The organism is Vitreimonas sp. (assembly GCF_036392335.1).
In the GTDB taxonomy this organism is placed as follows: domain Bacteria; phylum Pseudomonadota; class Alphaproteobacteria; order Caulobacterales; family Aquidulcibacteraceae; genus Vitreimonas.
In genome coordinates this window covers 103,434-128,892 of the sequence record NZ_DASVYD010000074.1, presented here as the reverse complement: position 1 = coordinate 128,892, position 25,459 = coordinate 103,434, and the positions used below count along the sequence as shown (strand labels likewise).

Below are 25,459 nucleotides of genomic sequence, written 5' to 3'. Positions count from 1 at the left end.
GTTCACACGAGAGCCGATTTTCCAGCTATGCGACCACCGAAGACGCGCATCATGTATGTCGAGAGCAAGTCGGGCACGTTGAACGGCCCGGCGCGGATCGGTCGCGTCACATTCTCAAAGACGGGAAAGTCCATCACCTACCGGGGCCGCACGTTCCAAAGCCTCAAAGGTCGTGGGTTCAAGGCCAACTATTTCGACGTGGAGACAGGCGAAGAGTTTTGGATTTCGGGGCCGCGCAAAGACGGCCAAGATCGACTTTACCCGGAGAGCACGCAGGCGGTGGAAGTGGACGCCGACGTCGCGGAAGAATACTGGCAGGACATTCGCGGTCTGCAGCGCGCTCCCGCCTAAGGTCATGTTCTGGAGAAGCTGATGTGGTGGAAGCTCGCAGCATTGACCCTGCTTGCGGTCGGGTTCGTTGTGCTCTTGGTGATGCCAATCGGCCCGGTTGACATAGTCGTTGAAATGCCCCGCGCTCGCGCCAACGGCTCCCTCAGCACCACAGAGGTAGAGGGCGGCATCGCATTAGTGGCGACGGTCATCACTTATGGGTTGGTGGCTGCGGTGCTCGCGCTGATCGGTTGGCTCATGTGGCGTGTTATCCGTCACCATCGCAGCTTGAAGGACCGCGTTTGATGACCGTTGTCGGCGAATAGCAGACGATGCCGGCTCCGCGCAAAACCGTGCCGAGCGCAACTCCGCACGGCACAGCGCCGCGCCCCTCAATTATGCGTCGGCCCCATGCCGACATAGCCCAAGGTCGCCGCGCGATAGATTGCTTGCGAGCGGCCGACGACATCAAGTTTGCGCGCCGCGTTGGTCATGTGAAAGCGCACCGTCGGCACTGAGATGCTCATGATCGTGCTGATCTCGGAATCGGTCTTGCCCGCCGCCGCCCACTTCAAGCACTGGATTTCGCGGCGCGTCAGTTGCGGCGGCGCGATCGCCGCGCCGTGCATCGCGCGTTCGTGCTCCGTCGCGACGAATTGCAGCGCCAACACGTGCAACTCGCCCGCATGCGCGTTGAACACGCGCTCGACATCGAACTCAGGATCGGCCGTCGCCCACACCACCGCGCCGATCACGCCAGCCGGCAAATAGGCCGGCACGATGATCGCCGCGCCAACGCCAAAACGTTCGGTCGGTCCTTGCGCGTTCACGCCGTCCAGAGCGTGCGTCGACCGCCACGTGCCCAGCTTGCCGTGATGATAGAAGATCGGCTCCGAGCACACCCGCACCGCGTGAATGAAATAGGAGCGCAACGCGAAGCCGCGGTCTTCCCAATAGCGCAAGCCGGGATCGACCCATTTGAACAACGTGCCGGCGAAGGGTTTGCCGTTAGAATCGCGGATCGGCGCGGGGCTGCCGATGTCGGCGCTTGCTGCGATGCAAGGTAAGCCGATCTCACGCCCTTTCGCTTCCACGCGCAGCGCAAGCGCATCTACCGCGAGCGCAATTTTGCGCTCATTTTCGTCCCTCTCAGTTCCGCTAGCTTGTTGTATCATGCCATAATTGGAAATCTGCTTAAGTGGATCAGCCCCGCGCGAACTTGACTCGTGCGTCGTCTTTTACACGAAAGCATGAGTGTGGCTGCAAGGACAGTTGAAAAGTCTGACAGTCGAAGGGCGGGGCAGGCATGAACCTCGAGCTTGAAGACGACGAAATTCAGTTTCGGGACGAGGTACGCGCTTTCCTTAGGGACAATCTAACGCCGGAGCTCGCCGCCGGCGGCCGTTCGGCGACGAGCGTGTTCTGCGATCCGCAATATTCCTTGCCATGGCAACGCATCCTGCATGCGCGCGGTTGGGCGGCGCCCACTTGGCCAAAGGAATTCGGCGGCCCCGGCTGGAGCGAAATGCAGCGCTACATCTTCGCCGAAGAATGCGCCCGCGCTGGCGCGCCGAATCTGGCGCCGATGGGGCTGCGCATGGTCGGCCCCTGCATCATGCATCACGGCACGCCTGAACAGCGCGCCTATTATCTGCCGCGTATTCTCTCGGGCGAAGATTATTGGTGCCAAGGCTATTCCGAGCCCGGCGCCGGCTCGGATCTCGCCAATCTGCGCACCCGCGCGGACTCCGACGGCGATCATTACGTCATCAACGGCTCCAAGATTTGGACCACGCACGCGCATTTCGCCAACATGATGTTCGGCCTCGTGCGCACCGATCCGGACGCCAAGCCGCAAAAGGGCATCACCTTCCTCTTGATCGATATGAAAGCGCCGGGCGTGACCATCCGGCCGATCATCAATCTCGCCGGCGAGCACGAACTCAACGAGGTGTTCTTCGACAATGTCCGCGTGCCGAAAGCCAATCGCATCGGCGCCGAGAATGACGGCTGGACCGTCGCCAAATATCTGCTCGAATTCGAGCGCGGCGGCTCGTTCGCGCCGGCTTTGCGGGTGTGTCTGAAGCGCATCCGCGCCGCTGCCAGCGCCGAGAGCGAATTGGGCCCGCCACTCTTGGACGATTCCGCCTTCGCAGCGCGGCTTGCCAGCGCCGAGATCAAGGTCGAAGCGATCCAGATCACCGAACATCGCGTCGCCAGCGCGTTAAGCTCCGGCCAAAACCCTGGCCCGCTCTCGTCCATGCTGAAAACGCAGGGCACGGAGATGTTGCAGAAGATCGAAGAGCTCGGCCTCGATCTCGCCGCGCATTACGCGCCGGTCGCGCGCGCCCACGCCAATGGCCACGGCGCCAACGAGCCGCCCATCGGCAATGACGCCGCCGCGCGCTATTTCAACAGCCGCGCCGCCTCCATCTATGGCGGCTCCAACGAAATCCAGCGCAACATCATGGCGCGCCTCGTCCTCGGCCTCTAACGCCACTGGGCGCCACAAAGAAAAGCCGCCGCCTGCGAAGCAGACGGCGGCAAAGGGCGCGCTCTGGGAGAACGCGGGATCAATAATTGAAGGTGAGGGAAGCGCCGTAGGTCGGGGCCATGCCGGGGAAGCGCACGACCACGTTCGCGTTCGAGGCCACCGACGTCCAATAATAGGTGTCGGTGATGTTGCGGCCCCAAACCTGGAGCGCCCAGCGATCGTTCAGCGCATGCACGCCAACGCTCGCGTTCAACACGCCGTAGGAATCGATGGCGAAGGTCGGTGAATCGCCCAGGTCGGCGGCCGATTCATCTTGCCAGCGGCCGTTGAGCGCGGCCTGGAAGCCCAGCGTGTCGCTCAGCTCGCGCTCATAGAGCACGGTGCCGCTCACTTGCCATTCCGCGCTGTAGGGGAACGCCACATCGTCATAGAAGCGTGGCGTGCCGGCGGGGCCGGTGCCTGAATACTCGATCACGGCCGTATCGAGATAGGTCGCCGAACCGATCAGGGTCAGATTGTCGGTGGCGCGCCAGGTCACGTCCAGGTCCACGCCATAGGCCCGCGATTCCGGGATGTTCTGCAGGCGCGCGAGCGCGGTGTAGATCGGGTCCGCGAAATACGTGCTGATCTGCTTGTCTTCGTAATCGTAATAGAAGGCCGACACGTTGAACTGCACGGCGCGATCGAACAGGCCGAGCTTGGCGCCGACTTCATAGGCCAGCAGCGATTCTTGCGTGGCCGGCGCTTGCTGGGTCGAGGTGCTGGCCGCGTTCACGGGCGTGACGCCCGCCTTATAGCCCTGCGACACAGACGCGTAGAGCAAGGTTTTGCTGTTCATTTGCCAATCAAGGCCCAAGCGCCAGGAGACATTGTCTTCCTCAAGCGTGTGCGCCACTTGGCCGAACTGGCCAGTGATCGGATTGAACGTGTTGCACTGGTTCATGGTGATCGGCGTCGGCGTCGGCAACGCGTAGATCACCGTGTAGAGATACCGGTTCACGGCGTTGACGTTGGCCAGCATCGAGCCGTTGAAGTCCGCGGAGCAGCCCTCATAGGAATGCTCGTCTTCGGTGTAACGCACGGCCGTGGTCAGAGAGAGCGCATCGCTCAACGCCCATTCTGCGTTGGCGAACACGCTGCGGGTTTCCGCTTCCATGCTCGCCAAGTCGCGATAGGTGCGGAACGCTTGCGCCATGTCCAGCGGCGTGTAAGCGCCGGGACTGTAGAAGCCCGGCAGTGGGTTGATTGTGCCCGGCGGGTTGTAGGTCAGCGGCTCGATGCCGGCGAGGATCAATTGGCCGACCGTACGGATACGGGCGACGTTGTAATTCTGGCCGAGCAGGGTGCGGTTGTTGTCCTGGATTTCGTCCGCGCCGTAATAGGCGCCGATCAACCAACGCACGCGTTCGTTTTCGCCTTCGATGCGCACTTCCTGCGAGAAGGTTTCGACTTCGCCGTCGAGTTGCTGCAGCAGCACTTCATAGGGCGCGCCGCTCCAATCCGAGAGCGCGTCGCGCTCAAGGTGGTTGTAGCCGGTCAATGACACCAAGCGCATGTCATTGGGGAGCTCCCAGCTCAGACGCAAAGCGCCCGCCCAGAAGAAATTGTCCTCCGCCAGATCGCCCGGCAGACCCGCGCCGGCGCCGATATCGGCGCTGCGCACGCTCTCCGGCGCCCAATCGGCTTGGGTGGAATCGGTCGGGAAATTGTTCTGGATGTAATTGACCAAGCCCGCGCCGGCGGCCGGGTTGTACAAGCCGCCGGCGTTGAACAGCGCCGCCGCCGGATTGAGCGCGGGGTCGGTCGCCGGCGTGAAGCCAATGCCCTGGCCGACGATCGTGTCGGAACGGTTTTCCCAGGCCGAGAGCGTCAGTTCAGCGAGGAAATCGTTGGTGACGTCCCATTCAAACCGCGCGCGCCCTCCCAAGCGATGAATTTCGCCCTGAGTTTCGTCGCGCGTATTGCTCTCTTGCCAACCTTCATCGCTGTCTTCGGAGCGGAAGGCGACGCGGAAGCGGAAATTGTCGCTCAGCGGGGCGCTGAAATAGCCTTCCAGATTGTGCGTCTGATAATTGCCCCATTCGCCGGTGAGCGACGCTTGAATATCGTCGGTCGGGCGATTGGTGATGAAGTCAACAAGGCCCGCCGTCGTATTGCGGCCGTAAAGCGTGCCTTGCGGGCCCTTCAGCACTTCGACGCGCTGGATGTCGAAAATCGGCCCCGTCATCATGAACGGGAAGGGGTACGCCACTTCATCGACATACGAGCCGACCGTCGAGGTGGCCGACAAATTGATCGTGTTGAAGCCGATGCCGCGCAGCGTATAGATCGGCACGCCCTGATAGGATTGCTGCACCGAAAAGCTCGGCGCCACCGACGAGAGATCGCGCACATCGGTGACATGCAGCTGATCGAGCTGTTCGCCGCTGAAGGCTTGAATGCCCATGCCGACCGTGTTGGCCGTCTCCTCGCGCCGATTGGCCGTCACGACGATCTCGGAGCCGTCCGCGACCAGCGGATCGGACGATTGGGCGAAGGCCGCCGGCGCGCTGACGAGCGCTGCGGCGGACGTGCTCACGCACAGGATGGCGCGCAGCAGGTGCGTGCGGTTCATATATTCCCTCCCAACGCGGCTTATTGATTTTTTCCCCGCCGCGACTGTGCCGGATGCTCAGTGAGGGGGGTGGGCGGCGCCAAGCTGTTGGAATTGATAGGCGCTAGGGAATGCCCGCCGAAAACGGCCCAGGGCGTAAGGTAAACCCGGTAAAAACCGCTCAAAGCTCCCCTACGGCAGCGCCCGACCTTGGCGGCGCGGGCGGGCTGATATAGGCACCCGCCCCATGACTCCCCGGGACAGAATCCGCAACTTCTCCATCGTGGCCCATATCGACCACGGCAAATCCACGCTCTCCGACCGTTTGATTCAGCAGACGGGCGGCCTCACCGCGCGCGAGATGACCGAGCAGGTGCTCGACAACATGGAGATTGAGAAGGAACGCGGCATCACCATCAAGGCCCAGACCGTGCGTCTGGATTACCGGGCCAAGGACGGCAAGGATTACGTCCTCAATCTGATGGACACGCCCGGCCACGTCGACTTCGCCTACGAAGTCTCGCGAAGCCTAGCGGCGTGCGAAGGCGCGCTGCTGATCGTGGACGCCTCCCAGGGCGTCGAAGCGCAGACGCTGGCCAACGTCTATCAGGCGCTCGAACTCGATCTCGAAATCGTGCCCGTGCTCAACAAGATCGATCTCCCGGCCGCCGAGCCGGATCGCGTCAAGCAGCAGATCGAGGACGTGATCGGCCTCGACGCCAGCGACGCCATCCTCGCGTCCGGCAAAACCGGCGAGGGCATCGATGAGCTGTTAGAGGCCATCGTCACCCGCCTGCCGCCGCCCAAGACCGGCGACCGCGACGCGCCGCTCAAAGCCATGCTGGTCGACGCCTGGTACGACGCCTATCTCGGCGTCGTCGTGCTCTTCCGCGTCATTGATGGCGTGGTGAAGAAGGGCATGCGCGTGAAGCTCATGCAGACCGGCGCCGATTACAACGTCGATACGCTGGGCGTGCTGCGGCCCAAGCGCGAAGAGGTGGCCGAGCTTGGCCCCGGCGAGATCGGCGTCTTCACCGGCAGCATCAAGGAAGTCGGCGACGCCCGCGTCGGCGACACCATCACCGAAATGCGCCGCGAAACCGCGCAAGCGCTGCCAGGCTTCAAGCCGGCGCAGCCGGTCGTGTTCTGCGGTCTCTTCCCCACCGACGCCGCCAATTTCGAAGACCTCCGCGCGGCCATGTCGAAGCTCAGGCTGAACGACGCTAGCTTCTCCTACGAAATGGAAACCAGTGCGGCGCTCGGCTTCGGCTTCCGCTGCGGCTTCCTCGGCCTCTTGCACTTGGAAATCATCCAGGAGCGCTTGAGCCGCGAATTCAATCTCGATCTCATCGCCACCGCGCCCAGCGTCGTCTATCGCGTGCATCTCAACAATGGCGAGGTGAAGGAGCTGCACAATCCGGCCGATCTGCCGGACGTGGTCTATATCAAGGAAATAGAAGAGCCGTGGATCAAAGCCACGTTGCTCACGCCCGACGAATATCTCGGCGCCATCATGAAGCTCTGCCAGGATCGGCGCGGCATTCAGAAGGAGCTGAATTATGTCGGCTCGCGCGCCATGCTGGTCTATGAGCTGCCGCTCAACGAAGTCGTGTTCGATTTCTATGATCGGCTGAAGAGCATCTCAAAAGGCTACGCCAGCTTCGATTATTCCATCATCGATCATCGCGAAGGCAATCTGGTGAAGATGTCGATCCTGGTGAATGACGAGCCGGTTGATGCGCTCTCGATGCTGGTGCATGCCGCGCGCGCGGAATCGCGCGGCCGCGCCATGGTGGAAAAGCTGAAAGAACTGATCCCGCAGCACATGTTCAAAATACCGATCCAAGCCGCCATCGGCGGCCGCATCATCGCCCGCGAAACCATCAGCGCGCTCAGGAAGGACGTGACCGCCAAATGCTATGGCGGCGACGCCAGCCGCAAGCGCAAGCTCTTGGACAAGCAAAAGGCGGGTAAGAAAAAGATGCGCCAATTCGGCAAAGTCGACATCCCGCAAGAAGCGTTCATCGCGGCGTTGAAGATGGATGGGGATTGAGGACGAAATCGAGCGAGTTGCAGAAGGCTGAGGCTGAGCGCGTGCAGCGGCGCATGAAACGGCGCGCGGGCTTCCATCGTAAACGCAGGGCCGCGCAGGAGCGCTTGCAGCGTCGATGGGCGCACGCAAACTGGCGCTCCCCCTGTTTGCACTTCCCCCAAAACAGGCCAATGATTGGGGCTTAAGATGCTTCCGGGGGGAACATGGCGCCGATCCAGATCAGCCGCTTGGTTTTGAACGCTTTTGTCGTCGCTTTGCTCGGCGCGTGCGCCGGCGGCGGTGGTGGCGGCGGCGGAGGCGGCGGGTCGATCGTATCGCCGCCGCCTCCACCGCCGCCGCCGCCCTTGTTTCCACCGCTCGCGCCGCCGCATGCGCCCGGCGACATTCCCAATCTCGCGGGCGCGGAATTCACCAACAATTGGGGTCCAGCCGGCTCAAACGCGCAAATCGCCTGGCAAAACGGCGCAACGGGCGCAGGCGTGTTGGTCGGCGTGATCGATGACGGCATCGATCCCGATCATCCTGAACTGATCGGCCGCATTTCGCCGGCGTCGGTTGATATCGTCGCCGGGCGCGACGCGTTGGTGACGACGCAATCGCATGGCAGCGAAATTTCGTCGCTGATCGCCGGCAATTACAACGATGCGCAAACCGTTGGCGTCGCCTACGACGCGACCATCCTGGCGATCCGCGCCGACACCGCCGGCGGTTTCACCTATAGCGATCTGGCGAACGCGCTCGATTACGCGGTGGCGCAAAATGTCGACGTGATCAATCTGTCGCTCGGCGGTTCGGCGTTGCCGCCGCAATCCTTTATCGACGCGATCGAACGCGCGACCGACGCCGGTGTGATCCTGGTCGTCTCCGCCGGCAATGACGGCGATTCCGGCGCGACGCAGGCGAATTATCCAGGCTTGCTGGCCGCGAACCCCACCGTCTCGAACGGGCTCATCATGGTGGCGGGCGGACTCAATCCGAACGGCACGCTGAACACCGTGTCGAATCCGCCGGGCTCGACCCTAAATTATTATCTGACCGCCCCAGGCTGGCAGATCATCGTGCCGGATCACGGACCAGTGGGGCCAGTCGTGGGTTTTCAAACCTGCGGGCTGGGGCCCAACGGCGATCTCTGCCGCATTCAAGGCACGTCCTATGCGTCGCCGCATGTCGCGGGCGCGGTGGCGCTGGTGATGGATGCGTTTCCATCGCTGACGCCGTCGCAAGTCGTCGATCTGTTGCTGACCACGACGGATGATACGGGCGCCGCCGGCACGGATTCGCTGCATGGGCGCGGGCGCTTGAACATTGGTCGCGCCTTCCAACCTGTCGGGCCATTGGCGGCGCCTTTGGTGGCGGGCATGGCTTCAGTGACAGATACGACGCCGCTCGGCGTGTCGGGGCCGGCGTTCGGCGACGGCATTTACCAGAATAGGTCGCTGTGGTCGGTGGCGGCGTTCGATTCCTATGGGCGCACCTTCCAGCTCGATCTGGCCGACAATTGGCTGAGCGCGGGCGCGGGGCCGGGGCGGGTCGCCTACGCACCACGTCTGTGGCGCAGCGCGCACGATGAAAACGGGCTACGGGTGCAGATGTCGTTCGCCGACGACATCGCGCCGGATTCCTATCGTGTCGCGATCGATCGCGCCGATCTGCAACAAGCGCCGACGCGCATCGATGCGGAACTGGGCGCGGGGCTGAGCGTCGCGTTCGCCGCCCATGGCGGGCGCGCGCATTATGAAGAGGGCGATGCGGTCGGCCATCTGGCGGCGATGAACGCGGATATGTCATTGAGCTTGACCAGCCGCTTGGGCGAGCACGCGCGGCTCTCCTTGATCACTGAGACGGCGCAGGCCGAGCAAGGGCTGGGCTTTGTCGCCGATACGCGTACGGCGCATGCGCTGCGCGCAAGCTTCGACGCGGCGGCGCATGGTTTTGACGTGACTTTGGGCGCGATCCGGGAGGAGGGTGCGCTGCTCGGCCTATCGTGGACCGAGAGCCTAGGCGATACGCCGACGGGGGAGACGAATTTCACCGGCGTGGCGTGGTCCTATGCGGCCTCGCCCGATTTGCGCTTCAACGTGGCCGGCGAATATGGCGTCTCGGACGCGGCGCAAATGGGCTGGCTGCGTGTCGTCTCGCCGCTGCGCACGACGGCGTTCTCGCTGCAGGCGGAACACGATTTCACGCCGGAATTTTTGCAGGCGTTGCGCGAGGATGGCGTGGGCTTTGTGCGCGTGTCGCTGTCGCAGCCGATGCGCGTGGAAGATGGCGAGCTGAGTTTCATGGCGCCGACGGCGAACAAGTACGGCCGCCGTTCGCTGCGCTACGAGGAACGCAGCTTCGCGCCGACGCCCAGCGGCCGCGAGCTTCGCTTCGGCGTAGGCTACAATTACTTCGCCGGCGAGACGCTGTCGGCGTTTGGCGAGACGCTCTACGTGCTGGAGCCGGGGCATATTGCCAGCGCAGAGCCGGAGACGCTGCTGCGTTTCGGTATTCGCGTCGCGAATTAGAGCTTGTCGGCCAGCGCGCGCAGGTCCTTCACCTCCTGCGCCCGCTCACGCGGCAGGATCACGATCGCATCGCCGCTGGCGACGATGACGAGGTCGCTGATTCCAGCCGCGAGGATTTTCACACCGTCGCTGCGGATGAGATTGTTCTGGGCGTCGCGGGCGAGTACGGGGCCGTGCAGCGCGTTGCCGGCTTCGTCCTTGGCGGCGAGCCGCCAAATCTCATCCCACGACCCCACATCGGCCCAGCCCATCTCACACGGCACGACGGCGGCCTGCGCGGTTTTCTCCATCACCGCGATGTCGAGCGGCAGCGACGGCACGGCGGCGAAGGCCTCGGCGTCCAGATGAATGTTCACGCCCTCACGCCGCGCACGCTTCAGGGCTTCGAGCGCTTGGTCTCGGATGGCTGCACTCGCCGCGAACTCGCGCAGCAGCACGGCAGGGCTGAACAGGAACATGCCGCTGTTCCAAGCGTACTCGCCCGTGGCCAAGTACGCGCGCGCGGTCGCTTCGTCAGGCTTCTCGCGGAAGCCATCGATGGCGAATACGCCGTCGCCAAGCGCTGGCCCGCGGCGAATGTAGCCATAGCCCGTGGCGGGGCGGTCGGGCGCGATGCCGAACGTTACGATGCGTTCGCGCGCGAACGGCGCTGCTTGCGCGATGGCGCGATGAAACGCAGCGACATCGCTGATGATGTGGTCGGCCGGCAGGAGCAGCACGAGCGCATTTGGATCGAGTTCAGCGCCCAAGGCTGCGGCGATGGCGCCGACGGCTGCGGTGTTGCGCGGCGCGGGCTCGAACACGATGGCGGCGGGCGCGGCAATGCTTTCGCGGACGAGATCGGCGTGGCGCTCATTGCAGAGCACGAGCGGGGGGGCGAACGAAAGCGCGCCCGCTTCGCCGCTGACGCGGGCCGCAGTTGCCGCGATCATGGTCTCGGCGCCGCCCAGGGCGTGGAATTGCTTCGGCCGCGCCTCGGTCGAAGCCGGCCAGAGCCGGGTCCCCGCGCCGCCGGACATGATGGCGGGAATGATACGATAGGTTTGCATTGTCCCGGTACTCATGGCTCGTTCTTGCAATGGCGTACCGACGCCTGCAAGAACGCGCGCGCTGGTTGCGCAAATTAATGCGAGTAAGGTTTGGAACGTCTCTGAATGAGCCAAATTCCGTTCGACGCCGTCCGATCCTGGTTATTCCGGGACGCGCTGCCCTTCTGGGCGGCGCACGGGGTCGATCGCGTCCATGGCGGCTTTCTTGAGGAGGTAGCGCTGAACGGCGCGCCGACTGCCTGCGGCTACAAGCGCGTGCGGGTGCTGTGCCGGCAGACCTATGCGTTCGCCCATGCGGCCCATTTGGGCTGGGCCGAGGGCGATGCGCTGTCGCGGCTCGGTGTGGATTATTTGAAGGCGCATGCGCGCCTGCCGGATGGGGGTTGGGCCAAGACGCTTGCGGTCGACGGCAAGATCATCGACGCGACGCCCGATCTCTATGATTTGTCGTTCGTGATGTTCGCGATGGCGTGGCGCTATCGAATCTCAGGTGATGCGGATGCGCTCGCGCTCACGCATGCGACGTTCGATTACATTCAAACGCACATGCGCGGACCGATCGCGGGCTTCTGGAGCAAATTGCCGGCGGGTACGCCGCGGCTTCAAAACCCGCACATGCATTTGACCGAGGCCTGCCTCGCGGCGTTCGAAGCCACCGGCGAGCAGCGCTTTCTCGATCAGGCGGCGGAGCTGATCGACCTCTTGCGCACGCGCCTCTTCGACGGCCACACGCTCGGCGAACGGTTCGACGAGGATTGGAAGCGCTTGGGCTGCGAGGAGGGACGTGCGGTCGAGCCGGGGCACCATTTCGAATGGGCGTGGATCCTGGCGCAATATCAGCGCCTCACCGGCGTTGATCGCTCGGCCGAAGCTCAGGCGCTCGCGGAATTCGCCGAGCAATATGGCGTGGATTCCATTTCGCACGCGGTGTTCGATCTGGTACGCGACGACGGCGCTCCCTTACGCAAAAGTTCGCGCGCTTGGACCAATACCGAGCGTATCAAGGCGTGGCTGGCGATCTTTGAGCTGACCGGCCGTGATCCAAGCGCGGAAGTCAGCTCAGCGCTCTGGCTTTTGTTTGACCGCTATTTCGCGGTGCCGAAGGCGGGGGCGTGGATCGATCAGTTTGACGGCAATGGCGAACCCATGGTCCAAGCTGTGCCGGCCTCGATCGTCTATCATCTGCTGTTGGCGTTTTCCGAAGTGCTGCGTCTGGAACCCCGGCTCAAACCCGCACCGCAATCGCGCTCGTGATCCGCGCGACAATCACCTCGGTCGCCTCGGTGGGACTCAGTTTGGTGGTATCGATGTGGATCTCCGGCGCCAAAGGCGCCTCATAGGGCGAGTCGATGCCGGTGAAGTTCTTAAGCTCTCCCGCCCGCGCCTTCTTATAGAGACCCTTGGGATCGCGTTCCTCGGCGACGCCCAGCGGCGCGTCGATGAAGATCTCGAAGAACTCATCCTTGGCCGCGAGTGCGCGCGCCATGTCGCGCTCGTGGCGGAAGGGGGAGATGAACGCCACCAGCACAATGAGCCCAGCGTCCGACATAAGCCGCGCCACTTCCGCGACGCGGCGAATATTCTCAACCCGGTCCGCCAGAGTGAAGCCCAGATCGCGGTTCAGCCCATGTCGGATGTTGTCGCCGTCCAACAGCACTGTGTGTCGCCCCAGCGAGACCAGACGTTTTTCAACGAGATTAGCGATCGTCGACTTGCCCGCGCCCGAAAGCCCGGTGAACCAAAGGATCGCGGGACGCTGCCCCTTGATCGCGGCGCGGGTCTTGCGATCCACTTCGAGCGCCTGCCAATGCACATTGTGCGATCGGCGCAATGCAAAATGGATGAGGCCCGCGCCCGCCGTCTCGTGCGTCTCTGAATCGATCAGGATGAAGCCGCCAAGCTCGCGGTTTTGCTCGAAGGCGTCGAACGCGATCATCCGGTCGAGGCTCACATTGCAGACGCCGATCGCATTGGCGTCGAGCTGGCGCGTCGGCTGCTTCTGAAACGTCTCGACATCGACGCGGTGGCGGATTTCCGTGATCGTCGCGTTGGCGTTGGTCGTTCCCAACTTGAAAGCATAGCGTCGGCCCGGGAATAATGGCGTCTCGCTCATCCAGATGATCGTCGCCTGGAATTGGTCGGCGATCTCGCAAGGCGCCTCGGCCGAAGCGATCACATCGCCGCGCGAGCAATCGACGTCGTGATCCAATGTGAGCGTCACCGATTGCCCTGCGATCGCCTCGCCCAAATCGCCATCGGCGGTGACGATGCGTTCGATCCTGGCTCCATGTCCGGACGGCAGAATTCGAACTGCATCGCCTCGTGTGACCGCGCCGGAGGAGAGCCGTCCGGCAAATCCCCGGAAATTCTGATCCGGGCGGATGACGCTTTGCACGGGCATCCGCCATGGCGCACTCGCGCGATGCACGTCGTTGGGTTCGGCCGATTCCAATAGTTCCAACAGAGTTGGCCCATCGTACCAGGGCGTGCCGGACCCGCGTTTGACAACGTTCTCGCCCGTGACCCCCGAAACCGGGATCGCCGCCAAACGCGCAAGATTGAGCGTCTCCGCGATCGGTACGAACGCTTGAACCGCAGCATCAAAACGCTCGCGCGCGAAGCCGACCATGTCCATCTTGGTCACGGCCAACAAGATTTGGCGCACGCCCATGAGTGAGGCGATGAAGGCATGACGCCGAGTCTGGGTCAGCACGCTCTTGCGGGCGTCAACGAGCAGGATCGCGACATCCGCGCTTGACGCAGCCGTCACCATATTGCGGGTATATTGGGTGTGGCCTGGCGCGTCGGCGACGATGAATTTGCGCGTCGCCGTAGTGAAATAGCGATAGGCGACGTCGATGGTTATGCCTTGCTCCCGCTCAGCCATCAGCCCGTCGACCAACAATGCGAAATCTAATTCGCCCGCACGCGTGCCGATGGCTTTTGAATCCGCTTCGAGCGCCGCTAATTGGTCGCTCGTGACATTGCCGGTGTCGTAGAGCATGCGGCCAATCAGAGTGGACTTGCCGTCGTCAACGGAGCCGCATGTCACCAGACGCAGGAGGGAGGTCTCAACAGCCATCAGAAATAGCCGTCCTGCTTCTTCTTCTCCATCGAAGACGGCGTGTCGCTATCGATTAGGCGGCCCTGACGTTCACTCGATTGGGAGCGCAGAAGCTCGACGATAATGTCACGAACCGAAGTCGCCTCACTCTCGATCGCGCCCGAGAGCGGATAACAGCCCAGCGTCCGGAAGCGCACGCGCTTCACAACCGGCGTTTCGCCCGGTTCCAGCCGCATACGTTCGTCGTCGACCATGATCCACGCGCCCGAGCGCTGCACAACTGGCCGCTCGGCTGCGAAATAAAGGGGTACGACCGGGATGCTCTCGGCTTCGATATATTGCCAGACGTCCAATTCAGTCCAATTCGAGAGCGGGAATATACGGAAGCTCTGCTCGGCATGCTTGCGGGCATTGTAGAGGCTCCACAATTCCGGGCGTTGATGTTTGGGGTCCCAACGTTGATGCGCTGAGCGCAGCGAGAATATGCGTTCCTTCGCACGGCTCTTCTCTTCATCGCGTCTCGCGCCGCCAATGGCGCCGTCAAAGCCATGCGCTGCAAGCGCTTGACGCAGCCCCTCCGTCTTCCACGCGTGCGTATGCGCCTCCGAGCCGTGCTCGAACGGATTGATGCCTTTCGCCTCGGCGTCCGGGTTGCGGTATATGATGAGTTTGTGCTGGGCCGCGGTGGCGTCGCGCACCGCGTACATGTCGCGAAACTTCCATGTCGTGTCGACGTGGAGCAGCGGGAACGGCAGTCTGCCGGGGTAGAACGCTTTGGCCGCAAGGTGCAGCAGGACGGCGCTATCCTTGCCCATCGAATAAAGCATCACCAGCCGTGACAGCTCCGCCGCCGCTTCCCGCAGGATATGGATGCTCTCCGCTTCGAGCGCCTTAAGGTGGGAAAGTCGCTGTCTAGAGCCCACAATAGTCTCTGTACCATCTAACGAAGCGCTGCACGCCCATTTCGATGGAGGTGCGCGGCGCAAAATCGACGGCCCGAGCCAAATCTTCGACATCCGCGAACGTCGCTGGCACATCGCCCGGCTGCATTGGCAGCATGCGCAGAAGCGCCTTCTTGCCGACCGCCTCTTCGATCAGCTTGATGAGATGCATGAGCTTCACCGGCTGGCTATTGCCGATATTGTACAGACGGTATGGCGCGGTTGAGGTCGCTGGGTCCGGCGTTTGCCCGCTCCAGTTCGGGTTGGGTGTCGCAGCTTGGTCGCCCACGCGCACCAGCGCCTCCACCACGTCGTCGACGTAGGTGAAATCGCGTTCCATATCGCCATTGTTGAAAACGTCGATCGGCTCGCCAGCGAAGATTGCGCGGGTGAAGAGATACATCGCCATGTCCGGCCGGCCCCAGGGGCCATACACGGTGAAGAAGCGGAGGCCCGTCATGGGAATACGGAAGAGGTGCGCATAGGAATGCGCCAAGAGCTCGTTCGACTTCTTCGTCGCCGCGTAGAGGCTGAGCGGATGATCGACGTTCTGATGCACGTTGAAGGGCATCTTCGTCACCGCGCCATAGACGGAGCTGGATGACGCGAACACCAGATGCTTCACGCTATGATGGCGGCAGCATTCGAGCAGGTTCACGAACCCGTCGAGGTTGGATTTCACATAAGCCTGGGGGTTCGAGAGCGAATAGCGCACGCCGGCTTGAGCCGCCATATTGAACACAATCTCGAAGCGATGGCGTTCAAACAATTGCTTCAGCGCTGTTTCGTCGGCGAGGTCGATCTCGGCGAAGGTGAAGCCGGGCGCCGTCTGCAATTGCGCCAGCCGGTCGCGTTTCAGCGCCACATCGTAATAGGCGCTCATATTGTCGAGGCCGACCACCGGGCGGCCTTGCGCCAACAGTCGTTGCGACAAGTGAAAGCCGATGAAGCCCGCGGCGCCGGTGACGAGAATGGGTGTCATCGCGTGGGTTCGATAGGTGGGGGCAGGCGCAAAAGCAACCAAACAGGGCGCGAAGCGTAAGGTTTCAAGTGCGCCGAACCGCGCCCGCCAGCGCCCCGGCAAGAAGCAGGGTCGCCAGCCACCATTCCTGCCACAGACTATAGCTTAGATTGGCGCTAAGGCCCAAAGCCGCAAAGCTTGCCGCCACCCCCGCCGCCGCCGCGCGCTGGTTTCGCAGCGACTGAGCCAGCCTCCAGCCGCCTAGAAAAAGCGCCGAGGCTGCGAGCAACGCCCCAACAAGGCCGGTCTCGAACCAGATCTGGAGGCTGGCGCTGTGGGGGTGCACGGGCACGGCGCTCATGTCTTCGCCTTGGATGACGAGGCGGTCGCTGACCATGCGCGCCGCTTCCAGTCCATGGCCGAAGAAGGGCTGCTCCCATATGCGGGCGCAGACATAATCCCAGATGCCCACCCGAGCGGCCCAGGAGAAGGGCAGCGCGTTCAGAAAAGCCTGATCGGTTGGGAGAAGCTGGGTCACGAAGGGCGCAGCGAGCACCCAGGCGCCCAATACGCCCGTTACCGCGAGCAGCATCAAGCGCGGCGCCGCGAAGGTCAGAACGAAAACTATCAGCCCAGCTGCGACCGCAAGGAAATTAGCGGTCTGCCCAGGTTGAAGGGCGGCGATGGCCGCAGTGGCGCAAAGGCCCAGGCCAGCAAACACCAAGCGCCAGCGCCCCCCGAGGGCGATCAAGCCGGCAGCGACCGCGAACGCCATGCCGGTCATTACGCTGGTGGCGCGGCTCAGATTCCGGTTGAGCCCGTCAAGATCAAGATCGGGTTGGGCCGCGCGGTTGAGCGGCATTTGGAAGAGGACTTCCACCGCCAGGAGCGGGATTACGATGGCAAGCGCCGCCTGGCCCCCTGAGAGGAAGGATATCCGGTCCTGCGCCAGGCTCGCTCGGGCCGTGAAGATGAGCCCAAGCCCGCAAAGGAGGAGCAATTTCAGCCATTGCAGCGATTGCGTGTTTGAGGACCAGAGCGCAGAGCTTGCCACCCAAGCGACCAGGCCCAGCAGGAGCCAAAGCGCCAGGGGCCTATTTTCAATAACTTGCCTCATCGCGCTGGATCGGAAGGAGAGGGCGCCCGCAAGGCAGAGCAACACCGGCAAAGCCAGCGCGCCCCCGACTGTCGCCGCAGGCAGCAAGGCAAAGAAGGCCGCGCGGGCGAAGCCGTCGATGTTGGGGGGCCGCAAAGCTTTGGTGCTCCTTATGGGATCATGGCGATGTCACAGCGTGGGCAGATCAGGCAAGGGGCGACCATTTCGTAGCCAATCTTTCAGCATCGTCACCGCTTACGGCGCCTTAGTGCTTGGCGCCGGGCGATATTTAAGCTTTGTTACGCCTGAGACGTGTATTGAGGGTCGCCCAAAAGGGGGCCAGCGCGTCTTCGCGTGCGGGAGCTAAGTCGATGACAGAACGGTCAGCCCAATCGTTTGGCGATGAAGCGCGCGATACGATTGTGAAGTCCAGCCTGACGGGCGTGGCCGCGACTATGCTTGCGGTAACGATTTTTTCACCGGCTGGCTTCGGCGGTATGATCGGCGTGAGTTCCGCCTTTGGCGGCGGCGCGGACGCGACTTCAAATTCCGACGATCCTTACGCCGTGTTGCCGGCTTATCCCGCGCCCCTCAGCGGCGCTGAACTCGATGCAATTCAGGCCGAATTGGCCCGCTCGGCGGTTTCGCTGGAAATCACGCGCGCAGCAACTGACGAGCGTATCGAGAGTCTCCGCTCATTGGCGATGGACGATGGTCTCGTCACTTTCGCGCCGACCTATGCCGCTGCAGCGCCGACCCCAGCGCCAGCGCGTGAGCAATTGCGTCTCACTCTGAGCGAACCCGCTTCGGTGGAGGCGCCGGCGCCGGAAACGATCACTGCCATGCCGATCAGCTATGGCGGCGCGAACATGGATCAGAGCGTGCCCTATCGCGATCCACACCTGGAACTGGCCGAACTGTTTCTGGCGCACGAGAGCTACTAGGCTTCTCACAACTTAGTTGAAGTCCCAAACGCGACGCATCTCGCGTGATGACGCGCGCGCTTGCTTGCGCTAGCAACGGATCGGGGGCGACGGGGGAAATACATGGTGCGCACGTTTGTGGCTTCGCTGGTCGTGATGCTTGTTGCTGCGACAACGGCCCATGCGGAAACCTATCGTCTGAATTACGAAGCCGCTGTGCTGGGCGTCGTCGTGTTGGGCGAAGCCTCTTACGAAGTGACGGCGACGCCGACGCGCTACGCCGTGCGCGCCAATTTGCGCACCGCCGGGGCCGCGCGCTTATTCGATCAGACGGAGATCACAGCGACTTCGACCGGCGCCATCGCCGGCGCGGCGATCAATTGGACGAGCTACGACATTTCGCACGCCTATTCCGGCAAGTTTCGCCGCACGCAATTGGCGCGTGGCGCGAGCGGCGTGACGTCCACTATTGCGCCGACCTATCGCGACATGGGCGCGCCGCCCGCCAGCCAAGCGCAACGCAACGGCTCCTACGACCCGCTGACGGGGGTGTTCGCGCTGGGACGTCAGATCGGCGTGGCGCGCGCCTGCCGGGGCTCGGTGCTCGTGTTCGACGGCCGCCAGCATTATCGGCTCGCCGTTTCGCCGCGCGCGGAAACGACTTTCAGCGGCGGCGGATATAGTGGGCCGGCCCTCCACTGCAATTTCCGCTATGAGCCGATCGCGGGCTTCAGCTCGAATTTTGACCCGTCGCGCGTACCGGCGGCGGAAGCTTGGTTTGCGTTGCCGGAGCAGCCAGGCTTTGCCGCGCCGCTGCGCATCCAGGTGCCGACGCCAGTTGGCGCAGCGCAACTGGACATTCGCGGCTATCAGCGCAGCTAGCTTGGACTAGGCTGGCGCCGAGAGGGGCGATGGCGCGCGTTCTCATCACTGGCGCATCGGGATTCATCGGTTGCGCGCTCGTTGCGGCGCTCAGGGCGGATGGTATTGCCGTGCGCGGCGCCTATCGTGGCGCTGCGCCGGCGGATATCGATGCAGCGCCTGTGGGCGCGCTTGGCCGCGAGACCGATTGGCGCGCCGCGCTCGAGGATGTCGACACCGTCGTGCATCTCGCCAGCCCGGCCCACGCGCGATTTGACGAGCCGGCCTTGCGCGAAGCGATCGTGGACGGAACGAGCGCGCTGGTGGATCAGGCGCAGAAGGCGGGCGTGAAGCGCTTCATCCAGATCAGCTCCATCAAAGCAATTGCGGTGCGGACCGAGGGGACCCAGGCTGTGCGCGAGGGGCAGGCGCCAGAGCCGGCGGATGCATATGGCCGGGCAAAACTGGCGGCGGAAGCGATCGCGCTGGCGCACGCCGAGCTGAACCCCATCGTCCTGCGACCGCCCTTGGTGCATGGCCCGGAAGCCAAGGCCAATTTCGCGCTGCTGCTGCGGCTGGCCGCAAGCCCGACGCCTTTGCCGTTCGCCCACGTGCGCAATCGGCGTAGCGTGCTGGCGCTCAGCAGTTTTGTTGACGCCGTGCGCACCGTGGTGCGGCGTCCGGAGGGACCGAACGGCGTGTTTCACTTGGCGGATCAGCCCGCGCTGTCGACCGCCGAGATGATCGCGGCCTTGCGCCGAGGTCTGGGACGTCCGCCCGGCCTGTTCCGCGCGCCTGTTCTCGCGGCATTGGCGCCGGCGGTTTTGCGGGAAAGCTTGGCCGTCGACGATAGCGCGTTTCGCGCGGCTTACGGCGAGATCGGCGCACAAGACTCAGCAGCGCTGCTCAGCGAAACAGCGCGAGCGTGGATGGCGCGCGCATGAACCGCCCGAAGTTGCTTTTCGTGGTGACGGAAGATTGGTTCTTCCGCTCGCACTTTCTGCCCTTGGCCCGTCGCGCCGTCGAGGACGGTTATGAATGCGTTGTCGCGGCCAGAGATACCGGTGCTCTGGCGGATCAACCGCACATTCGCTTAATCGACTTGCCATTCTCCCGACGTTCGCTTCGCCCCTGGGATGTCGGCAGGCAAATCGCGGCGCTGCGCACAATCATCGCCAGGGAGCGGCCGGAGGTGGTCCACGCAATTGCGCTGAAACCGATCGCGCTATTGGCGCTGGCGCGCATACGTGGGCCGGGGCGCGTATTTGCGGTGACGGGGCGCGGTTATCTCTCGGTCGGCCGCGCGCCTTGGACACGGCTGGTGAGCTGGCGGCTCCGGCGCATGCTGCGGCGCGAATTGCGCGAGCCGCGCTCGGTGTTGCTGGTGGAGAATCGGGCCGATAGCGATTGGGTCGCGGGCACAACGCCGCTCGGTGAAGACCACGTCGTACTGATACCCGGCGCGGGTGTTGATCCGACGGCCTTCACGCCTGTGCCTCCGCCCGAGAGGGGGTCGGTGATCATTGGCCTGGTGGCGCGCCTGATCTGGTCGAAGGGGGTGGATCTGGCAGTGGAGGCGCTGCGGGCGTTGCGCGCGGAGGGCATGGACGTGGTGCTGCGCATCGCGGGCGCTCGCGACCCACAGAATCCGGAGGCGGTGAGCGGCGAAGAATTGGCGCGCTGGGCCGACCTGGAGGGCGTCGAATTTGTTGGCCGCATCGACGACGTGAATGCGTTCTGGGCCCAGGCGCATATCGCCTGCTTGCCCTCACGCGGCGGAGAGGGACTGCCGCGCTCACTTCTTGAAGCCGCCGCCTGCGGGCGCCCTATTGTCACATCAGACGTACCTGGTTGCGCTGATTTTGTCGCGCACGGTGAGATGGGCGTTGTTGTGATGCGCGAGAATGTTCAGGGTCTTGTCGACGCATTTCGGAAGTTGGTCCTTGACGCCGACCTGCGTCAACGCATGGGAAGTGCTGCGCGGCAACGGGTGGTGAAAGGTTACACTGAGGTCCACGCTGGCGCGCAGGCGAGCGAAGCTTGGCGTTCTGCCCAGAGGCCGTCATGAAGCGCTTACTGATTTGGTATTGGTCCGCCACTGGCGGTGGCGGCAGTCAATACGCCGTCAATCTCGCGCATCGCTTGAGTAGGCGTTTTGGCGCAGGGGCAATACGACTCTCGTTGCACGCCAACGACCCTCTGCTCGCACGCGCGCGAGGATTTGCGTTCGAAACGCGCGCGGCAGAGGTTTCAACCAACCGCCACAAGCCGCTCAGCACCTTACTGGCGCTTGGCGACAGCGCGGGCGTTCTCGAAGAAGCCGCGCGCGATTGCGACGCTGTGTTGTTGCCGATGAATTTCGCGAGTGCCGCACCGCTGGCATTGGGCTTAAATAAGCCGCTCGTGTATTTCGCGCATGATCCCGCGCCGCATCCTGGTGACTACGCGGCGCTCGGTCAGCGCGCGACGCAAGCGTTGCTGACGGCGTGCGCGGTGCGTGTTGTGGCCATGTCCGAATATGCCGCACGTGAACTTGAGCGATGCGGTGTGACGAGACGAAAAATCATCATCGCACCCCTGAGCGCGGTGTTCGCACCGCGAACAGCATCATTTCAGAACGACGGCCCGAAACACCTGCTTTTTGCGGGACGCATGATGGCTTACAAGGGCATTGATCTCCTGGCCGATGCGCTGCCCTTGATTGATGCTCGCGCCGATTGGCGGGTTACCATCGCAGGTGAGGGACCAACACTTGATGATGCAATGCGCGCGCGGCTCTGCGACGAGCGAGTCGAGGTGCGTCCCGGCTGGATGAGCGAGGCCGCATTAGAAGATTTGATTGCTGTTTGCGACATTCTACTCGCGCCTTACCGCTCGGCAACCCAATCTGGCGTAGTTGCGCAGGCGTTGGCGCTTGGACGGCCCTGTGTCGTCACGCCCGTCGGCGCACTGCCTGAGCAGATTGGCAGCGGTCGAGCCGGTTGGATCATGACAAATGTTTGCGCGCAGTCTCTGGCAAGCACGCTGTCGGAGATCACCGCCTCCACTTGGAGGGAAAAGTTGCAGGCGGCTGTTTCGATGTCCGCTCAGAGCTGGGGTCATGATTACTGGGGCTGGCTTGACGAAGTCTAGGAATGCACCTGAGACTACAAACATCGCGCCTGCGCTCAGCGCGGCGGTGTGCCCGTAGAAGGAAAGCCAATCGAGTCGACCGCCAGCGGTCCCCGGTAAAAAGTTGCCCCAGACGACAAGCCTCCAGACGAGACCTCCCGTTCGTCATGTTGCCCTGAACTTTGGATTCAGCCTTTGAACCGACGGCGTGTGCTTGCGCCATAATCGATCATTGTCACGGTCGGCGGCGGTCGTGGTCCGCCGATCAATCACCGCCCAAAGTGCGTTGCTGTTCAGATAAAATTCTCAAGAGCGTTTGAGTCCTCTGGTCCCAACTCTGCGAACGCGCATAAGCCCGCAACGCTTCACGCGGTGCGGCTGCGCCAAGCGCCGCGGAAACCTCGTCGATAAAAGTTGGCCCATCGCCCAGATAAAGGCCCGGAGCTTCAAGTTGTTCAAGCTCGGCCCAGCGGGTTGCGACCACTGGTAGACCTGCCGCCATATACTCGTAGATCTTTAAGGGGTTGATCGCGTCTGCATAGTCCCGCTGTGCGTGAACTGCAAACGGCACCAGACCGACATCGCAATGCTGGAGATATGGAGAAAGGTCCGTCCATTTTCGTGGTCCAAGAACATGGACGTTCGGAAGGCGCGCGAGTGGTGCAAGCGCTGGGCGGCCGGGTCCGATAACAACGAAACTAACGTGCGCCAAGTTTTGCGCGGTTCGCGCCAAAAGCGTGATGTCGAACAAGGCACCGGTCTGTCCCACATAGACCGCACGCGGGCGGGGAATTGTGGCGTACTCTTGCGGCTCTGGCGCCGGGCGCGCGAAGTGATCGGCGTCTACACCATTGGGGAGGTACAGCAATCGCTTGGCGCCAAGAGATTTCGCGTCTCTTTCAAGTGTTCTTGCCGAATAGATCACGAGGTCGGCAGATTCTGCGCTGTGGTGGGCCAAATCCATGAGCGCCGGTGTCACGCCTGGCATGTGGCTGAATCTATCGAAGATCCGGAACACAAGGCGCTTGGGGTCTGCGAGTTGCGCGGCCGCGACCTGGAGTGGGCCGTCAATGATTGCCAAGTCCGGCCGATCAAATCCCAGATGCTCAAATGCTTGTTTGAGCGAGGGCATTGTCAGCGCTGGCCAAGCAGAGAGATTTCTTCTGCTGTTGGCGCCGCAATGCGCGCTTAGCGGCACCCAGGTGAAGGGTGCAATGACCCGGACGCCCTGATCTTCAATGCGGGTGAAATATTCGCGCCACCTCACACGAACCGACGCGGATATAGCTGCTGCGGCGATGTGTGGCGGCGATAGGGGGGGAGCCACGAAGAGCACCCTGAAATCAGCGCGCTGCAGTGCCGACGCCAATTGATGTGCGCCAAGACGAAATGGCCCGCTCCAGGGATGGAGACCAAAAACAATTGCATTCCTCGTCACGCCGCGCACCAGCGATCATGCCAAGCGGCGAGGTTGAACAGGGCCCAAATATAGATCGAATAGTCGCGCTCTCCCGCATAGTGGAGATCGATGAGACGCAAGCATGCTTCTCGATCGAGTGGGAGCGTCTGATAGACCGTACTATCCGCCATACGGCGGCGCAATTCGATGCCGAGGTCACCGCGCAACCAGTCACACATTGGTGCGCCGAAGCCCTTTTTGCGTCGGTCCAAGACGTCATCTGGAACAATGCCGCGCAATGCTTGTTTGAGAAGGTGCTTGGGCCGCCGACCTGGTATCTTGCTTTCCCGACCGAATTGTGCGGCCATCCGCACGATCTCTAAATCAAGAAATGGGACGCGCGCTTCAAGCGAACTGGCCATACACATCTTGTCCACGCGCATCAGAAGCAATTCCGGCAGGCGTTGTGCAAGTTCAAGCCAGATCATACGCTGTAGAGGTTCGGCGTTTGGCTCGGCCGCGTCGAGCGGCGCCAAGAGGGCAGATACGACAGCGCTTGACGGTTCGTCCCATGGAATAATGTCAAAGCCCGCGGCGCCAAGCCGAGGATCGATCGATTGCGCTGGCAGCCCACCGCGCCATATTGATCGCTTCATGCCGTCTGTAAAGACGATGGCGCCCCCCCAGAAAGCTTCTTGCCCGAGCGCTGCGCGCCGCAAGAAATCTGCATGAAAAGAACGTCGCAAATCTTGTCCGCCGATGAAGTCGGCCAATGCGGCGATGGGGCGACCCGCGCCGAGTGTGTGAAGCGCTGAAATCCATTTGTGTGGTCCAGCCGCGATGTCCAGATAGCGCAGGTAATGCTCATAGCCGCAGAATTGCTCATCGGCACCCTCGCCACAAAGCACAGTCTTGATGCCGGCCTCGTGGGCGCTGCGCGCAACTGCACGCAAGGGGAGGCACACCCAATCAGCTATTGGTTCGTCTTGTTCGAACACCATTTCGTCGAGAGACAAGGCCACATCGCGCGCCCCAATCCGCACTTCGGTGTGTCTGGACCCGAAACGATCCGCGATCGTGGCCGCATATGCCGCCTCATCAAGCTCAGTAGGTTCAACGAACCCGACGGAGAAGGTGCGCGGCGGTTCGGATTTGATCTCGGATGCGAGTGCAAGCAACGCTGTGGAATCAACGCCGCCAGAGAGGAAGAGGCCAACCGGCACGTCTGCCAGCAATTGTCTCTCGACCGAGGCGCGTAATACCTCGCGCACGCGCGCGACGCGTTCGGTCTCGGGCAGAGCATCGAGCGTGTTGTCCGGCCATGGCGAAAAATAGCGCGTACCATCAGCTTTGCCGCTCGCTGCGATGCGCATCCGCCAGCCAGCCGGCAATTTGTAAACGCCCTGAATCATGGTCATAGGTGCAGGCGCGACCATGAAGGTCAGATAGTGATGTGCGGCCGCGACATTGACCTCATTGCGGACGCCCGGCAACGTCAATAGCGCTTTGATCTCGGATGCGAATGCAACTCCGTCGTGATAGAAATTAAAGTAAAGTGGTTTGACGCCGACGTGATCACGCGCAAGCCAAGTTTCGCCGCTGCGCCGGTCATGTAGCGCAAAGGCGAATATGCCATTGAGCTTGAGGAGCAATCAGTCAAAACCCCAGGCTAAATAGCCCTGTACGAGGACTTCAGTGTCTGCGTGATCCGTCCGGAAGGTGTGTCCGAGCGCTTCGAGTTCGCGTCGCAAGTCTTGATGATTGTAGATCTCGCCGTTGAAGGTCACCCATATCTGCTGGCTAGATTCCGTCATCGGCTGTGCCGCAGCGGGCGTCAAATCTATGATTGCCAGTCGGCGGTGGCCAAAGCCAACATTTCCCTCCGGCGAAATCCAGATGCCGTCGCCATCGGGCCCGCGATGACGCAGGCGGTCAAGCATCCGGACAAGCGCTGCTCGATCGATGGAGGCGCCGCGTGGCGCAGCAAAACCGGCAATTCCGCACATGTTCGGTCTTGATGCCGTCAGTGGCTTGAGACAAGAGAATGCCTAGCTTAACACTTGTGCGGGTCAAG

The 25,459-nt window shown here is 62.6% G+C and carries 20 protein-coding genes and 1 pseudogene; 11 read left to right on the top strand and 10 right to left on the bottom strand.

Translation table 11 applies throughout. The features are described from left to right. The first annotated feature begins 27 nt into the window (after positions 1–27). Entirely contained in the window at positions 28–351 is a 324-nt protein-coding gene (locus VF769_RS18105; protein WP_331009835.1) for a hypothetical protein, read from the top strand. A 21-nt stretch (positions 352–372) separates the two neighbouring features. Beyond that, on the top strand, positions 373–636 hold the full coding sequence (locus VF769_RS18100; RefSeq protein ID WP_331009834.1) for a hypothetical protein: 264 nt from the start codon (positions 373–375) through the stop codon (positions 634–636). Between the two features lie 86 nt (positions 637–722). Here VF769_RS18100 and VF769_RS18095 read toward each other — a convergent pair whose 3' ends face one another. Then, positions 723–1,505 (bottom strand): helix-turn-helix transcriptional regulator, encoded by a 783-nt coding sequence (locus VF769_RS18095; RefSeq protein ID WP_331009833.1) that lies wholly within the window; start codon positions 1,503–1,505, stop codon positions 723–725. Positions 1,506–1,636: 131 nt separating this feature from the next. On the opposite strand from VF769_RS18095, the gene VF769_RS18090 reads away from it, so the two are divergent. Further along, entirely contained in the window at positions 1,637–2,824 is a 1,188-nt protein-coding gene (locus VF769_RS18090) for an acyl-CoA dehydrogenase family protein (RefSeq protein WP_331009832.1), read from the top strand. Between the two features lie 79 nt (positions 2,825–2,903). Here VF769_RS18090 and VF769_RS18085 read toward each other — a convergent pair whose 3' ends face one another. Beyond that, positions 2,904–5,438 (bottom strand): TonB-dependent receptor, encoded by a 2,535-nt coding sequence (locus VF769_RS18085; RefSeq protein WP_331009831.1) that lies wholly within the window; start codon positions 5,436–5,438, stop codon positions 2,904–2,906. A 226-nt stretch (positions 5,439–5,664) separates the two neighbouring features. Here VF769_RS18085 and lepA point away from each other — a divergent pair, with 226 nt between their 5' ends. Beyond that, a complete protein-coding gene (lepA, locus tag VF769_RS18080) occupies positions 5,665–7,470 on the top strand; it encodes a translation elongation factor 4 (protein ID WP_331009830.1) in 1,806 nt (601 codons plus the stop codon). Between the two features lie 203 nt (positions 7,471–7,673). Then, positions 7,674–9,980: a S8 family peptidase gene (locus tag VF769_RS18075; RefSeq protein ID WP_331009829.1), complete on the top strand. Its 2,307-nt coding sequence runs from the start codon at positions 7,674–7,676 to the stop codon at positions 9,978–9,980. On the opposite strand, the gene VF769_RS18070 is transcribed toward VF769_RS18075, so the two are convergent. After that, positions 9,977–11,044: a mannose-1-phosphate guanylyltransferase gene (locus VF769_RS18070; RefSeq protein ID WP_331009828.1), complete on the bottom strand. Its 1,068-nt coding sequence runs from the start codon at positions 11,042–11,044 to the stop codon at positions 9,977–9,979. The two genes, VF769_RS18075 and VF769_RS18070, sit on opposite strands and share 4 nt — an antisense overlap. Positions 11,045–11,134: 90 nt before the next feature. Between VF769_RS18070 and VF769_RS18065 the strand changes: the two genes are divergently transcribed. After that, on the top strand, positions 11,135–12,283 hold the full coding sequence (locus VF769_RS18065) for an AGE family epimerase/isomerase (protein ID WP_331009827.1): 1,149 nt from the start codon (positions 11,135–11,137) through the stop codon (positions 12,281–12,283). Here the strand turns inward: VF769_RS18065 and cysC are convergent. From cysC to VF769_RS18045, 4 genes are all read right to left on the bottom strand, one after another. Then, the gene (gene cysC / locus VF769_RS18060) at positions 12,255–14,111 is read right to left on the bottom strand and encodes an adenylyl-sulfate kinase (protein WP_331009826.1); all 1,857 of its coding nucleotides are present in this window, start codon (positions 14,109–14,111) and stop codon (positions 12,255–12,257) included. The two genes, VF769_RS18065 and cysC, sit on opposite strands and share 29 nt — an antisense overlap. Further along, positions 14,111–15,016 carry a sulfate adenylyltransferase subunit CysD gene (gene cysD, locus VF769_RS18055; RefSeq protein WP_349258166.1) on the bottom strand — a complete coding sequence of 302 codons (906 nt, stop codon included), beginning with the start codon at positions 15,014–15,016 and terminating at the stop codon, positions 14,111–14,113. Before cysD ends, cysC begins: the two co-directional genes overlap by 1 nt. Then, on the bottom strand, positions 15,006–16,016 hold the full coding sequence (locus VF769_RS18050; RefSeq protein ID WP_331009825.1) for an NAD-dependent epimerase: 1,011 nt from the start codon (positions 16,014–16,016) through the stop codon (positions 15,006–15,008). Before VF769_RS18050 ends, cysD begins: the two co-directional genes overlap by 11 nt. 64 nt (positions 16,017–16,080) lie before the next feature. Then, positions 16,081–17,112: an O-antigen ligase family protein gene (locus VF769_RS18045; RefSeq protein WP_331009824.1), complete on the bottom strand. Its 1,032-nt coding sequence runs from the start codon at positions 17,110–17,112 to the stop codon at positions 16,081–16,083. Between the two features lie 350 nt (positions 17,113–17,462). Between VF769_RS18045 and VF769_RS18040 the strand changes: the two genes are divergently transcribed. The 5 genes from VF769_RS18040 (at position 17,463) to VF769_RS18020 (ending at position 22,007) form a co-directional block, all read left to right on the top strand. Then, on the top strand, positions 17,463–18,035 hold the full coding sequence (locus VF769_RS18040) for a hypothetical protein (RefSeq protein WP_331009823.1): 573 nt from the start codon (positions 17,463–17,465) through the stop codon (positions 18,033–18,035). A gap of 102 nt (positions 18,036–18,137) precedes the next feature. Continuing rightward, positions 18,138–18,896, top strand: coding sequence for a DUF3108 domain-containing protein (locus VF769_RS18035; protein ID WP_331009822.1), 759 nt, complete (start codon positions 18,138–18,140; stop codon positions 18,894–18,896). A gap of 29 nt (positions 18,897–18,925) precedes the next feature. After that, complete coding sequence (locus VF769_RS18030) at positions 18,926–19,819, top strand: NAD-dependent epimerase/dehydratase family protein (protein ID WP_331009821.1); 894 nt, start codon at positions 18,926–18,928, stop codon at positions 19,817–19,819. Beyond that, the gene (locus VF769_RS18025; RefSeq protein ID WP_331009820.1) at positions 19,816–20,943 is read left to right on the top strand and encodes a glycosyltransferase family 4 protein; all 1,128 of its coding nucleotides are present in this window, start codon (positions 19,816–19,818) and stop codon (positions 20,941–20,943) included. The genes VF769_RS18030 and VF769_RS18025 overlap by 4 nt, the downstream gene beginning before the upstream one ends. Beyond that, positions 20,940–22,007: a glycosyltransferase family 4 protein gene (locus tag VF769_RS18020; RefSeq protein ID WP_331009819.1), complete on the top strand. Its 1,068-nt coding sequence runs from the start codon at positions 20,940–20,942 to the stop codon at positions 22,005–22,007. The genes VF769_RS18025 and VF769_RS18020 overlap by 4 nt, the downstream gene beginning before the upstream one ends. Positions 22,008–22,251: 244 nt before the next feature. Here VF769_RS18020 and VF769_RS18015 read toward each other — a convergent pair whose 3' ends face one another. The 3 genes and pseudogenes from VF769_RS18015 to VF769_RS18005 form a co-directional block, all read right to left on the bottom strand. Beyond that, on the bottom strand, positions 22,252–23,433 hold the full coding sequence (locus VF769_RS18015) for a glycosyltransferase (protein ID WP_331009818.1): 1,182 nt from the start codon (positions 23,431–23,433) through the stop codon (positions 22,252–22,254). Continuing rightward, positions 23,421–24,758 carry an asparagine synthase C-terminal domain-containing protein gene (locus VF769_RS18010; protein WP_331009878.1) on the bottom strand — a complete coding sequence of 446 codons (1,338 nt, stop codon included), beginning with the start codon at positions 24,756–24,758 and terminating at the stop codon, positions 23,421–23,423. Before VF769_RS18010 ends, VF769_RS18015 begins: the two co-directional genes overlap by 13 nt. A gap of 135 nt (positions 24,759–24,893) precedes the next feature. Then, positions 24,894–25,325: pseudogene (locus VF769_RS18005) on the bottom strand (asparagine synthetase B family protein); the annotation flags it as partial. Between the last annotated feature and the right edge of the window lie 134 nt (positions 25,326–25,459).